Origin of the sequence: Nocardioides sp. T5 (genome assembly GCF_048161455.1) — a bacterium.
GTDB lineage: Bacteria > Actinomycetota > Actinomycetes > Propionibacteriales > Nocardioidaceae > Nocardioides.
On the sequence record NZ_CP182415.1, the window covers coordinates 3,890,172 to 3,902,162 of the forward strand.

The 11,991-nt window shown below is 65.9% G+C and carries 12 protein-coding genes; 1 reads left to right on the forward strand and 11 read right to left on the reverse strand.

Annotation, left to right across the window (positions count from 1 at the left end; genetic code table 11):
- Positions 1–1,319 precede the first annotated feature (1,319 nt).
- From ACNKF0_RS19050 to ACNKF0_RS19095, 10 genes are all read right to left on the reverse strand, one after another.
- The gene (locus ACNKF0_RS19050; RefSeq protein WP_416954397.1) at positions 1,320–1,991 is read right to left on the reverse strand and encodes a 3-oxoacid CoA-transferase subunit B; all 672 of its coding nucleotides are present in this window, start codon (positions 1,989–1,991) and stop codon (positions 1,320–1,322) included.
- A gap of 99 nt (positions 1,992–2,090) precedes the next feature.
- On the reverse strand, positions 2,091–2,873 hold the full coding sequence (locus ACNKF0_RS19055) for a CoA transferase subunit A (protein WP_416954398.1): 783 nt from the start codon (positions 2,871–2,873) through the stop codon (positions 2,091–2,093).
- 106 nt (positions 2,874–2,979) lie between these two features.
- On the reverse strand, positions 2,980–4,308 hold the full coding sequence (locus ACNKF0_RS19060) for a uracil-xanthine permease family protein (protein ID WP_416954399.1): 1,329 nt from the start codon (positions 4,306–4,308) through the stop codon (positions 2,980–2,982).
- 207 nt (positions 4,309–4,515) lie between these two features.
- Positions 4,516–5,196: a cysteine hydrolase family protein gene (locus ACNKF0_RS19065; protein WP_416954400.1), complete on the reverse strand. Its 681-nt coding sequence runs from the start codon at positions 5,194–5,196 to the stop codon at positions 4,516–4,518.
- Positions 5,193–6,290, reverse strand: a complete 1,098-nt coding sequence (locus tag ACNKF0_RS19070; protein ID WP_416954401.1) for an LLM class flavin-dependent oxidoreductase — start codon at positions 6,288–6,290, stop codon at positions 5,193–5,195. The genes ACNKF0_RS19065 and ACNKF0_RS19070 overlap by 4 nt, the downstream gene beginning before the upstream one ends.
- 25 nt (positions 6,291–6,315) lie before the next feature.
- The gene (locus tag ACNKF0_RS19075) at positions 6,316–6,702 is read right to left on the reverse strand and encodes a Rid family detoxifying hydrolase (RefSeq protein ID WP_416954402.1); all 387 of its coding nucleotides are present in this window, start codon (positions 6,700–6,702) and stop codon (positions 6,316–6,318) included.
- Positions 6,703–6,747: 45 nt separating this feature from the next.
- Positions 6,748–7,305, reverse strand: a complete 558-nt coding sequence (locus tag ACNKF0_RS19080) for a flavin reductase family protein (protein ID WP_416954403.1) — start codon at positions 7,303–7,305, stop codon at positions 6,748–6,750.
- Entirely contained in the window at positions 7,302–7,817 is a 516-nt protein-coding gene (locus tag ACNKF0_RS19085; protein ID WP_416954404.1) for an NADPH-dependent FMN reductase, read from the reverse strand. The genes ACNKF0_RS19080 and ACNKF0_RS19085 overlap by 4 nt, the downstream gene beginning before the upstream one ends.
- A gap of 171 nt (positions 7,818–7,988) precedes the next feature.
- Positions 7,989–8,627, reverse strand: a complete 639-nt coding sequence (locus tag ACNKF0_RS19090; protein WP_416954405.1) for a response regulator — start codon at positions 8,625–8,627, stop codon at positions 7,989–7,991.
- Positions 8,624–9,562 (reverse strand): ATP-binding protein, encoded by a 939-nt coding sequence (locus tag ACNKF0_RS19095; protein ID WP_416954406.1) that lies wholly within the window; start codon positions 9,560–9,562, stop codon positions 8,624–8,626. The genes ACNKF0_RS19090 and ACNKF0_RS19095 overlap by 4 nt, the downstream gene beginning before the upstream one ends.
- 104 nt (positions 9,563–9,666) lie before the next feature.
- Between ACNKF0_RS19095 and ACNKF0_RS19100 the strand changes: the two genes are divergently transcribed.
- Positions 9,667–10,959 carry an ISL3 family transposase gene (locus tag ACNKF0_RS19100; RefSeq protein ID WP_300639430.1) on the forward strand — a complete coding sequence of 431 codons (1,293 nt, stop codon included), beginning with the start codon at positions 9,667–9,669 and terminating at the stop codon, positions 10,957–10,959.
- Between the two features lie 8 nt (positions 10,960–10,967).
- On the opposite strand, the gene ACNKF0_RS19105 is transcribed toward ACNKF0_RS19100, so the two are convergent.
- The gene (locus ACNKF0_RS19105; RefSeq protein ID WP_416954407.1) at positions 10,968–11,936 is read right to left on the reverse strand and encodes a PAS domain-containing protein; all 969 of its coding nucleotides are present in this window, start codon (positions 11,934–11,936) and stop codon (positions 10,968–10,970) included.
- Positions 11,937–11,991: the final 55 nt, after the last annotated feature.

Below are 11,991 nucleotides of genomic sequence, written 5' to 3' on the forward strand. Positions count from 1 at the left end.
GTCGCCGAGCTCGACGCCGCCGTCACCGGCATACCCGGTCTTCGCGCCCTCGAGATCGACCGTCGCCGGACCGCTCGCTACGAGTCCACGTACCTCGACACCGTCTACCTCCACAGCCGGACGGCCGCGGCACTACGACGCCGCCGGCGCTCGAAGCTCCGCACCAGTGCGTACACCGGCACCGGCGAGCGATCGTTGGAGGTCAAGATCCGCGGGGTGAGAGGGACGACGGTCAAGGAGCGGCTGCCCATGCCCCTGAGGACGTCAGCGGGGCGCCCGGCGCTTGGGCGTGCGACCGTCTCCACGCTGCACACCAGCCACCGACGTAGGACCCTGCTCCTCCCGGCGACGCTGGCCGCGCCACGGCGGACCACGATGTGCGCTGAGCTTTGGGCCACGGCGCCGCCGAGGTCTCGGGCGTGTTGATCATCGAGACGAAGTCCGGCACGCCACGGCCCGGAAGGATCGGCCGCCCCAGTGCGAGCGGTACCTGTCCGAAGTCATGTGAACGGACGCCTATGACTTTCTGCGCCGCAGGTCAGTGCAATCGATGCAACGCCTCCTAAGCGAAAGGTCGCAAGTTCGACTCTTGCCTGGGGCACCACCGCAGAACCGCAGGTCAGATAGGCGACACCGCCGCTGACCTGCGGTTTTGTCATCCTCGCCCCTATGTCGAGCTGTGTCGCGTCGTGTCGGCCCGGTGTGAAGGATGCCTTGCGAACCGCGTGTCAGCAGTGTCAAAGCCGTCCATCTATGGGAACTCTATGTCAATCCTGGGGCTCTGGGGCTACATGAGCAGAGACCGTGGGGCAGGCCCATAGGGTTGCCGTGGCGACATTCTCGGGCACCCGTCCCATCGTGGAGTTCGTGGTGCCCCGGACGCCCCATCAGGGCCCAGCCCGTCGGCTCTTGGCCGTCGTTTCGGGACGATTTCTGCCCTCGTGAGGGCAAATTGAGGGCGGACAGCTCCACGTTCAGGGCGACAGGACGCCTCCCCCGCTGAGGCTGTCGACATGGGCGACGCTCGGACAGCCAACGGCTTCCAAACTAGGCGCGCGATCGCTTCCGAGCCGACCGGCGACTCTCCAAGACGGCTCCACACTCGGTGCAGCGATGGTCCACCGCATCGAACGCGATGTCCCAAAACTTGAACCAGCTCAGCGACGACTGACCACAAAGCGTGAGCATGGTTCCCATGGTCTTCGCATGAACAAGGGAGGCGGGGACACGGGCTGCACGCCCGTCGGGACCGACGGTCTCAGCAAGGAAGCATGCGGTCACGAAGACACCCTCGTTACGACCCCGGCTCCGCCGCGCCACTACGACTCCAAGTTGGGCTGGGTCTTGTCCCGGACCTCGCCCTCGGTGACACCCGGGGCGAGCTCGACGAGCTTGAGCGCCCGGTCGCCGAGGGTGCCGGACGGGGCGACCTCACCGGTCGCCGGGTCGATGACGTCGATGACCGCGAGGTCGGTGATGATCCGCTGCACCACGCGCTTGCCGGTGTAGGGCAGGTCGCAGTCGTCGAGGATCTTCAACGACCCGTCCTTGGCGGTGTGCTCCATCAGCACGATCACCCGCTTGGCGCCGTGGACCAGGTCCATCGCGCCCCCCATGCCCTTGACCATCTTGCCGGGGATCATCCAGTTGGCGATGTCGCCGACCGCGGACACCTGCATGGCGCCCAGGATCGCGGCGTCGATCTTGCCGCCGCGGATCATCCCGAACGACTGCGCGGAGTCGAAGAACGACGCGCCCTTGCGCAGTGTCACCGTCTCCTTGCCCGCGTTGATCAGGTCGGGGTCCTCCTCGCCCTCGAAGGGGTACGCCCCCACGCCGAGGATGCCGTTCTCGCTCTGCAGCACCAGCTCCACGTCGTCGCCGACGTAGTTCGGCACCAGCGTCGGCAGCCCGATCCCGAGGTTCACGTAGGAGCCGTCCTGCAGCTCCGAGGCGGCCCGGGCCGCCATCTCCTCACGGGTCCAAGGCATCTGGGTTCTCCTCAGCCGTCGCGATCATCGCCTTACGCCATTGCGCTGGCGTCATCGGATGTGCAGCGTCTTCGGCGCCGCTGGACTTTCCCACTGAGGTCACAGTCGATTCCCCTTCCGCCTCGTAGTGATCCTCTCGATCTGCTTGTCTGTGGCTTGCTCCCGGGTCAGCTGCACGACCCGCTGCACGTAGACGCCGGGGGTGTGGACGTCGTTGGGGTCGAGCTCGCCCGGCTCGACCAGCTCCTCCACCTCCGCGATCGTCACCCGCCCGCACATCGCGGCCAGCGGGTTGAAGTTCCGCGCGGACTGCCGGTAGATCAGGTTGCCGTGCCGGTCGCCCTTCCAGGCCCGCACCAGCCCGAAGTCGGCCACGATCGCCTCCTCCAGGACGTACTCCCTGTCCCCCTCGGCCGTGCTGAAGACCTTGGTCTCCTTCGGCGGCGAGGCGACCACCACGTTGCCGGCGTCGTCGTACTTCCACGGCAGACCACCCTCGGCGACCTGCGTGCCGACACCGGTCGCGGTGTAGAAGCCCGGGATCCCCGAGCCGCCCGCGCGCATCCGCTCGGCCAGCGTGCCCTGGGGGGTCAGCTCGACCTCGAGCTCACCGTGCAGGTACTGCCGGGCGAACTCCTTGTTCTCCCCCACGTAGGAGGAGATCATCCGCCGGATCCGCTTGGCGAACAGCAGCCGACCCAGCCCCCACTCGTCCACACCGCAATTGTTGGACACCGCCTCAAGGTCCGTGACCCCTGACTCCAGCACCGCGTCGATCAGCACGGACGGGACCCCGCACAGCCCGAACCCGCCCACCGCGAGCGTCGCACCCTGCTCGATGTCGGCGACCGCCTCGGCCGCGTTGTCGAAGAGCTTGTCCATTCTTGAGATCCTTAAGGTCAGGGGAAACCAGCCAGGTCGCGGTGGGCAGAACGAATACTGTGTGTCCTGCCCACCGCGTGCCCAGCCCTGTTGCGTCAGGGTCTAGTCAGGGCGTCAGCCCCTCGTGTTGAGAGTGTTCCACCCCGACGGTCGGGTCGGGCGGAGCGCTCACACGGGCGACCAGGTGGTAGAGACCGATCACCAGGATGGTGCCCAAAGCGATGCCGGTGAGCTCGAAGTCGCCTCCCAGCGGGAGCGTGACGTTGCCGATGCCGGCGACCAGGCCGGCGGCCAGCGGCACCATGTTGAGCGGGTTCGCAAAGTCGACCCGGTTGTCGACCCAGATCTTGGCGCCGATCAACCCGATCATCCCGTACAGCACGAGGGTGATGCCGCCGAGAACCCCGCCGGGAATCGCGTAGACGAACGCACCGACCTTGGGGCACAGCCCGAGGATGATGGCGAACGTTCCGGCCAGGTAGTACGCGGCAGTCGAGAAGACCCGAGTCGCCGCCATCACGCCCATGTTGTCGGCGTACGTGGTCGTCGGGGAGCCGCCGAACAGGCTGGCCACGGCGGTGACGGCACCGTCGGCGCCGATGGCTCGTCCCATGTATGGGTCGAGGTCCTTGCCCGTCATCTCACCGATCGCTCGCACATGGCCGGTGTTCTCGGCGACTAGAGCGATAACCGCGGGCAGTACCAACAGCGTGAAGGTGAGGGAGAAGCTCGGTGCGTGGACGATGGAGACGCCGTCGGCGAGCTTGCCGGAGGGAAGGCCGAACCAGTCGGCCGTGCCGACCTGGTCAAGGTTCACGCGGTACCGCGTCGTGACCGCCCCGGCGCCGTCCGGCGACGTGATCTTCCCGAAGACCTGGTCGAATATCGCGGATAGTCCCATGCCGAACAGCAGGCCCAAGAAGATGGTGATCCGGCCCCAGAAGCCGCGCAGGAGCACGGTTCCCAGAACGACGAAGAGGACGGTCAGGATGCCGATGGTGGGGTCCTGCGGCCAATACACGCCGGCGACCACCGGCGCGAGGTTGAAGCCGATCAGCATCACCACGGCACCGGTCACCGCGGGAGGCAGTACGCGCCTGAGCGGTGCGGCGCCAGCGAAGTGGATGAACACACCCACCAGCGCCAAGATGACGCCCGCGATGAGAATGGAGCCGGTCACATCGGCCGAGTCACCGCCTTGCGCACGGATGGCAGCGACGCTCGCCACGAAGGACGCGCTCGTGCCGAGGTAGCTGGGAATCTGGTTCTTGGTGATCATCAGAAACGCGATCGTGCAGATCCCCGAGAACATGAGCGCGAGGTTCGGGTCGAGCCCCATGATGACCGGGAAGACGAACGTCCCCCCGAACATGGCGACCACGTGCTGCGCACCGACGCCGGCGGTCTTCGGCCAGCTCAGACGTTCGTCCGGCATTACTCCCACCCCGGGCGGTGGCGGTTCGACAACTTTCCACGAGAACATCGACACTGGGCATCATTCCTTCGAGTTGGCCGGCGGGCGTGGCGCCCTCCCTGCACGTTTGACCTGCGGTGGCAGTTGTGAGTGATCCCGAGGTTTCGTCGCGCGGTGGCGATCGAGCAGGCCCCCTGGAGGCGGCCGGTTCGGTGTCGCGAGGACGGATCAGGGCTGGTGCTCCAGCCAGCCATCCCTGAAGTCGATCTCGAGGGATCCGCCTTTCAGAAGCTCGACCACGTCCTGCATCGGCAGGACCTTGCCGAAGAACCGGTCGATCATCCACAGGCTTGCGTCATGGGCCTTGCGGTCGAGCGCGCCTACGGCTTCTGCCGGCACGATCACGTCGTAGTCCTTCTGGTACGCGTCGCGCACGGTGGTCTCCACGCAGTGCGTTGTGGCGACACCGGTGACGATGAGCGTGGTGATGCCCCGCATGCGGAGCATCGTGTCGAGCCGGGTGTCGAAGAAGCTGCTGAAGCGGTGCTTGACGAGGACCTCTTCCGAGCTTTCGACCAGGTCGGAGACCTCGGCGCAAAACTCGGAGTCCCACGTCCCCTTCACCCCGGTTGGACCGGCGGCCCACCGCAGCGTGTGGGGCATGATCTTGTGCCGCTTCTTGGTGACGTCGTCGGCGTAGTGCTCCTGCTTGGTCCAGATGTCGGTGACGCCCCGCGTCCGACCGACCTCCACCAGCTCGCGGATGTGCGGGATCGTCGACCGCATCATGTCGATGTTGCCGCCGGCGGAGCCCATCGATCCACCCGGGTCGCAGAACCCGTTCTGGATGTCGATGGCCACGATGGCGGTCGTCGCGGGATCGATGCTGAAGTCCACGATGTGGTTCATGCCACCTCCTCCTCGTGAGTGGTGCTGGAGAACTGGATGCCGAGACGCTGCATCTCGGGCTTGACCTCGCTGTCGAACCTCTTGAGTCCGCGGAGGTAGTCGGGGAACGTGAACATGAGCCCGTCAAGGTCCCCCTCCTTCGCCAGGTCGGCGAGGATGGCGGCCACCGTCGCCGGGCTGCCGGCGATGGGCAGGAACGCGAAGAACACATCGCGCTTCGCCCGCTCGAGCACGGTCTGGGAGGATGCGCCCTCGACGTCCTTGGCGTAGATTGAGAAGATGTTGCGCCACGCTTCCACGTCGACTCCGGCGCGGTAGTCCTCCATCACCCGCTGGGCCTTTTCGTCGGTGTCCTCGATGACCAGCACCAGGACGGTGTCGGTCTTCACCGTGGTACCCAGCGACTCGGCGACTCGCTTGGCGCGCTTGCTGACGTCCTTGAGGTCCTCGAGATCGCGGCCCGTGATAAAGCACCTGTCGCCGTGGCGGGCGGTGAACTCCATGCCGCGCTCGGACATGCCGGCGCACACGATCGGCACCCCACCCTCCTGCACCGGCTTGGGGCTGCTCGTGCAGTCGGTGATCTGGTAGTGCTCTCCTTGGTAGCTCACCCTGTCCTGAGTCCAAAGGAGCTTGATCGCCTCAGTCCACTCGCGGGCGTAGTCGTACCGGGTGTTTGCGTAGCCCTCGGGCAGGACGCCCATCTGCGCGTACTCGTCGAAGTACTGTCCGGTGACGAAGTTGATCCCGAAGCGTCCGTTTGAGATCTGGTCGATCGTGGCGGTCATCTTTGCGGCCACCACTGGGTTGAGAATCAGTGGCTGCACTGACGCGATGATCCTGACCCGGTCAGTTACGGCTGCCAGACCGGTCATCAACGTCAGCGACTCCAGGCTGTGGTCCCAGTGCTGGGTCTGACCCCCAAATCCCTTCCACTTCACCATGGAGAAGAGGCTGTCGAAGCCGATCTCCTCCGCGTAGAGCGCGATGTCGCGGTTCAGTTCCCACGTCGGCCTGTACTGCGGGGCGTTCTTTGAGATGATCCACCCGTTGTTGGCGATGGGCATGAAGACGCCCAGATCAATTTTCGTCACGTGATGCTCCAGGTACTGGTCGGATTCAGACGGTTTGGGCTGCCGGGTCGAGCCAGGCAACTGCTTCGATCTCCACTCGGGCGCCTGCCAGGAGGCCCGCGACTTCGACGGTGGCTCGTGCGGGAAGCTGGCCCGGGAAGTACGTGCGGTAGACGCGGTCGAACTCGCCGTAGATGTCGAAAGTGGTGACATAGACGGTGGTCTTGACGATGTCGCCGGCCGTGGCTCCTGCCGCGGCTGCGTTTGACAGCAGGTTCTGCATCACCTGGTGGGCCTCCTTGTCGAAGGACCCTTCGGGAATTGCTCCGGTCTCGGGATCCAGGCCTAGAGCGCCCGAGACGTAGACGAGCTCTCCTGCGGCGCGGGCCGGGCTGTACCCAGGGATGGGCTTCTGGGCTGATGAGGTGGACACGGTCGGTTCCTCTCTTCTTGCGCGGGTGGGAGGGAGACACGCTGCTCAGTTGCCGCGGAGGTGCCGGTACTGGCCCCGGAAGTAGAGCAGCGGATCCTCGTCAAAGTTCTCTAGGCTGATACCGCGGACTCGGCCGATGACGATCACGTGGTCACCAGCGACGTACTCGCTGTCGATCGAGCAGTCGATCCACCCGATCGCACCCGAGATGATGGGGTTTCCGCTCTCGGTCGGACGCCACGTGATGCCCGCCCACTTGTCGGTCCCGCTCATGGCGAACTGGGTCGAGATATCGAACTGGCTCGCGGCCAGCAGGTTCACACAGAATTGCCCGCTCTCCCGGATTGTTGGGTAAGTCCGCGACGATGTGCTGACCGAGAAGGACACCAGCGGCGGCTCCAGAGAGACGCTGTAGAAGGACTGGCAGGTCAATCCGGCCGGTTCGCCGTCGTGCACGGAGGTGACGATGACGATGCCGGAGGCGAAGTTGCCCACGACGTCTCGAAATTTTCGGGCGTCAAACTGACCGTGCTCCGGGACCTGCCCAGGCGCACCGCTGGTGACGGACTCGACGCCCACCGCGAGCGAGGCAGACGCGTTCATCGCGAAACCGCGTTCGTGAGTGAGAGGGTGGCTCGGATCGGGGCCAGGCTGCTTCCAGCCCAATCGGCGACGAGGGCATCCATGCGGTCCATGTCCTCAGTGATGAAGTAGAGGGACCGGCTGGGCACCATGGCGCCGAGCTCCACCAGCAGTGGCCGCAGGTGCTCGTCGGGCGCCATCGAGTGGCCGGCGCTGGCGCCGGTCATGACCGGCACCGCCGTCACCCCCGACAAGGCGTCGCCGCCGAACCGGTCCAGGAACGACTTGAGCAGTCCGGTGTAGGTCGCCTTGTACGTCGGAGAGGCAACGATCAGTAAGTCACTGGCCGTGACGGTCTCGGCGAGGGCCGACATGGTCTCCGAGGGCCAGCGGAACAGCTCGTCGACGTGGTCGGCGAGGTCGATGACGATGCGGTCCGCCTCCCCCACCCCGAGGACCTCGGCGACGGCCTCGGCGATGTGGCGCGTTCGTGAGGCCGGCTTGGGGTTGCCAACGAGGATGGTGGTGGTCATCGTTACCTGCCTTGAGAGTCGGAGTCGAGGCCCAGCCGTGAAAGTGGTTTGCTGGCCGCCTGGCGCGTCTGCCCGGGCACACATAGATCCTCGACGTCCGCGACGTGCGTCACATCGTGCTGCTGGAGCGACCCTCGGATGAGGCTCCGTCATCCGATCGAATGATTCGACTCACTCAAGAAGGCCCCGGCGGAACGCCTGGGCGACGGCAGACGCGCGGTCGGGGACGTCGAGCTTGGTGTAGACGTGAGCGAGGTGTGTCTTCACAGTTGGCACGCTGATCCCTAGCTCGCGTGCGATTTGGGGCCCTGAAAGGCCGTCGGCGGCGAGCCGGAGGATCGCGGTCTCTCGGTCGGTGAGAGGTGACTTCTGTGGTTCGAGGGCACGGTTGCGGATCTCAGCAGCCAGGGCCTTGCTGACCACGGGGGCGATTACGGTCTCCCCGGCCACTATCGACTCGACGGCCGCGGTGATCTCATCGAACGAGGCAGCTTTCTCGATGAAGCCGCCCGCTCCTAAGGCGAGCGCGCGGTACACCGAGGCGCTGTCGACGTACGCCGTCAAGACCAGCACCCGCGCCTCGCAATGCAACTCACTTAGTTGCTCGAGGATTTCCAACCCGCTCGCCCCGGGCAGTCTGAGGTCCACGATCGCGACGTCGGGGGTGGCGGCGAGGATGGCGTCGACGGCTTGAGAGCCATCGCCGGTCGAACCGACCACTGTGATGACTTCGGACGATGTCCAGTGGCTCTTCAAGCCCTCCCGATAGACAGGGTGGTCATCGGCGATGAACAAGCGGATAGGGGTCATGGCGTCAGCAGCTCCGATATCGCACTGGCGAGGTTGTGGACGTCGATTGGCTTCGTGAGGTACTTCGCGATCCCCATCGTGCGCAGCTGCTCGATCCGCCGGGGTGTGGCGTCAGCCGAGAGGACAATCACCTGCAGGTGGTGCTGGTCGATCGTCTGGTGCAGTCGTCGAACCACTTCGACACCCGACATATCGGGAAGGTTGAGGTCCAGGAGCACCAAGTCGGGCCGCACCTGTTCGATCAAAGCGAGTCCGCTCTGACCGTCGGACGCCGAGTGCAGCGTCACCTTTCCCATCGCGGCCACGACTGCCTCGACCAGCTCTCGGTTGGCCACGGTGTCTTCGATCTGCACGATTGTGGCCGGTCCGACCTGCGGTAGTGCCTGGACCGGGGAGATGAACCCCTCGGCGGCGCTTGGGCTGCGCTCGCGGGCTAGAAGGGGCAGTTCGACGTAGAAGGTGGATCCCTCCCCGGGGGCCGAGTGCTCGAGGCCGACTGCGCCGCCCATCTGCTCAACTAGGCGCCGCGACAGGTTGAGGCCGAGTCCGCTGCCCTCGATGTCGTCCGCGCCCTGGAGCCTCGAGAACGGCGCGAACACCGCCTCGACCTCGTCGGCATCCAGACCTGGACCCGTGTCGGTGATCCGGTAGCGCAGGAACCCGGCCTGGACGCGGCACGAAACACGTACGAGTCCTTGTGGTCGGTTGAACTTCACGGCGTTGCCGAGCAGGTTCAGGAACACCTGGCGCATGCGTTGCGCGTCGGAGAACACCCACCGGTCTACAGCGCCGTGGAGGTCGCTGGCGACCTCGATGTCCCGGGTGACGGCGAGCGGTCGGATCATCGCGAGCGCCTGGTGGAGGGGTTCGATGGCCGACACCGGAGCAAGTTCAAGGCCCGGGGAGCCGGCCTCGATCCATGAAATGTGGCTCATCTGATGCTTCCGTGGGTGGTTGATCGCGTCTGAATGGCCGCACGCCGTTCCCGCTCTAGGTTTCTGGCTTGTCGAGAGTCAGGAACCACGGAACGGAGAACGGCGTGCGAAACGCCAGCCTATGGCGCGCCCTCTTGGGCGTCGAGAACACCGTCATCGAGGCAATCGAGTTCAGCGAGGTCGAGGACATCGTGATCGCGCACGTGCGACCACGGCGAGCTGCTCGGGGCCGCTGCGGACGATGCGGCACCAGAGCCGCCTGGTACGACCACGGAGAAGGACGCCGACGGTGGCGAAGCCTGGATCTCGGAACAGTCGAGGTCTTCCTCGAGGCCGACGCGCCAAGGGTCAACTGCCCGGTCCACGGGCCGACGGTGCGGCATGTGCCCTGGGCGCGTCACGCGGCCGGTCACACGTTCAGCTTTGACCAGCAGGTCGCCTGGCTGGCCACCCAGTGCTCGAAGTCCGCGATCACCCAGTTGATGCGGATCGCGTGGCGGACCGTGGGATCGATCATCGCCCGGGTCTGGGCCGACACCGCCGAAGGGATCGACGCCTTCGCCGGACTGCGCCGCATCGGCATCGATGAGATCTCCTACAAACGCAACCACAAGTACCTGACCGTCGTGGTCGACCACGACACCGGCCGGCTGGTGTGGGCCAAGGCCGGACGCGACCGCGCCACCCTCGAGGAGTTCTTCGACGCACTGGAAGCCTCCGGCGAAGGCAGGTGCGCCCAGATCACCCATGTCACAGCCGACGGCGCGGACTGGATCGCGGACGTTGTGCGGCGACGCTGCCCAGCCGCGGTCCGGTGCGCCGACCCCTTCCACGTCGTCGGCTGGGCCACCGATGCCCTCGACGCCGTGCGACGAGACGCCTGGAACCAGGCCAGACGCGCGGGCCACACCCGCCCCGCCGGTTGGCAGAACGGCCGGGCGGTTACGGTCGCAACCGGACACGCTCGCGCTCTCAAGCACGCCCGCTACGCACTGTGGAAGAACCCCGAGAACCTCACCGACAAGCAGCAGACGAAGCTTGCGTGGATCGCCAAGACTGATCCTCGGCTCTACCGCGCCTATCTGCTCAAAGAAGGCCTGCGTACCGTCTTCAAGCTCCCAGCAGACGAGGCCGCCGAGGCGCTGGACCGATGGGTCGCGTGGGCACGGCGCTGCCGGATCGCATCGTTCGTCAAGCTCCAGCAGCGCATCACCAAGCACCGCGCCGAGATCCTCGCCGCCATCGACCACGGCCTATCCAACGGCCTCATCGAATCGGTCAACACCAAGATCCGGCTCATCACCAGGGTGGCCTTCGGATTCCGCTCACCCGACGCCCTCATCGGCCTCGCGATGCTCAACCTAGGCGGACACCGACCGCTGCTGCCCGGCCGATGACCCACGGATCAGTCAGAAGAGCCTGAAATGTCGAGCGCGTCATTCACTAGGGCCAGCAGGTGTAGGCCCGCCTCCGCGATGTGGTCGACGTGCTCACTCGCGGTCACGTCGAGGGGTTGCATTCGCAGCATCTGCGCAAACCCGAGGATGGCGTTCAGGGGCGTCCGGAGCTCGTGACTCATGTTGGAGAGGAACTCGTCTTTCCTCCTGCTGGCGCGCTCTGCCTCCAGCCGGGCCCAGCTGACCTCGTCCTCCGCCCGCTTGCGGTCGGTGATATCGGTGGAGATCGCCCCCAACGCATACGCCGACCCCGTCTGGTCGACGAGCGGGAACTTGATTGATACCCAACGGCGCGTCGGATCGTCCGCTCCCGACGGCTCCCCGTAGGGCTCCTCGGTCTGCATCGACACGCCCGTGGTGAGTACCCGCGCGTCGTTCTCCACGTACGCAGCGGCACTGGCGGCGGGGTAGAGGTCGCGGTCGGTCCGGCCGACGATCTCCTCCGAGGCGATCCCGAACCGTCTCGTGAACTCGTGGTTGACCATCACATACCGGCCCGACAGGTCCTTGATGTACATCAGAGCCGTGGCGTTGTCGACCAGGTCGCGAAGATGCTGGACGTGCACCCGATCGTCGGACTCGGCCTGAGACAGGCTGACGTCCGTCAGCTGCACCACGATGGGCGAGCCGCTCGCACCGGCGGCCGGACTTGCGCACAGGGAGAACCGCCGGCCGTCGAAGGTCGTCTGGCATGGCGTGCGGAGGTCGAGCGACTTGACCACCGCCGCACGGACGTCGGATTCCGGTCGGGCCAATTCTGTAGTGAGCTTCGCGTCGTCGGATCCGAACAGCGCGTTCCAGGAGGCGTTTGCTGCTGCGATCCTGAGGCCGGGACCATCCTGCTCGAGTACGGCAAGGGGCGTGGGGGCCGCTAAGAACGCGGCCGCGAGAGCGTCGCCTTGGCAGTCGTCGGCCATTCGCTCGCCTTCCATCGTTGGCCCGATCCATCTTCCCACCCACTGCGGGAGACCA